1 protein-coding gene and 1 other annotated feature are annotated in these 1,276 nt (G+C 45.8%); the gene reads right to left on the reverse strand.

What is annotated here, in order from left to right; genetic code table 11:
• Window positions 1–39: 39 nt before the first annotated feature.
• A protein-coding gene (locus BLR43_RS13420) for an IS3 family transposase (RefSeq protein ID WP_379542907.1) occupies window positions 40–1,259 on the reverse strand; the annotation gives its coding sequence in 2 pieces (ribosomal slippage) (window positions 40–983 and window positions 983–1,259; 1,221 coding nt in all).
• Window positions 868–984: a sequence feature (AL1L pseudoknot), on the reverse strand. It overlaps the preceding gene by 117 nt.
• Window positions 1,260–1,276: the final 17 nt, after the last annotated feature.

Consider the following 1,276-nt stretch of genomic DNA (forward strand, 5'->3'; position numbering starts at 1 on the left):
TGAACCGCCCCGACTATATCGGAGAGTGATTTACTTGAGTCAGGCAGCGATGCCTGACAGGGTTAAATTATCGTAATACCGCTTTTCAAACTCAAAAGGTGACACATAACCAATCGTGCTATGCAGACGTGTTTTATTAAACCAGTCCACCCATTCAAGGGTTGCCAGTTCAACATCATTAACGCCAGTCCAATTCTCCTTTAAATAGTCAATTACCTCAGATTTATACAGCCCGTTAACCGTTTCAGCCAGTGCGTTATCGTATGAATCACCAGTCGTGCCGACCGAGGCAATGATGCTAGAGTCCTTCATCTTATCAGTATAACGAATGGATAAGTACTGAACCCCGCGATCACTGTGATGAATCACATCTTTGGGGTTGTTCCTGTCTGCTATCGCCTGATTTAGCGCAGCCATAACCATATCCGTGTTCATGCGATTAGATACTTTCCAACCGACAATGCTACGGGCAAACACGTCAATAATAAAAGCGGTATATACCCAGCCGCTAGTTGTTTTTATATAGGTGAAGTCAGCTACCCATAGCTGATTAGGACGATGGGCATTAAAATTACGATTAATCAGGTCATCAGAGCATTTTTGGTCATCACGGCTATTGGTGGTGATCTTGCCCTTACCGCGCCAGATGCCTTGCATACCATACTGCTTCATTAAACGCTCTACCGTACAACGAGCCACATGAATACCATCTGCCTTCATCTGCTGCCAGACTTTACGAACACCGTAACGGCATTTACTGTCCTGCCAGATGCGTTTAATCTCGTTGATATAATAATCGTCATGCTGCTGACGCAACGAGCGCTTTTCAGGGTAACTCTCCAAGTCTTTAGTACGGTAGTAGGTTGATGGGGCAATCGGTAGTACTCTACAGATTGGCTCGATCCCGTATTTCTGCTTGTGATCATCGATAAATGTGACCATTATTTCGGTGGACGGTCGAGCTCCGCCTGGGCGAAAAAAGCGGCTGCCTTACGTATGATCTCATTGGCCTGTTTGAGTTCTTTGTTCTCACGTTCAAGATCTTTAATACGTTGCTCTTGGCTTTGAGCTTGTACCGATGCAGGGATAGTTTGATCTATATGCTTCTTGTGCCATGAGCGCAGGGTTTCAGGCGTGCAGCCAATCTTAGGGGCAATGGCTTGAATGGCTGCCCATGTGGAGGGATAGTCGTTTGCTGCTTCGATCAGCATACGGACGGCGCGTTCTTTAATCTCAGGAGTGTAGGTTTGTCTTTTCATTGTCGTATTCTCTCAGA

The organism is Psychrobacter pacificensis (assembly GCF_900101915.1).
Lineage (GTDB): Bacteria > Pseudomonadota > Gammaproteobacteria > Pseudomonadales > Moraxellaceae > Psychrobacter > Psychrobacter pacificensis.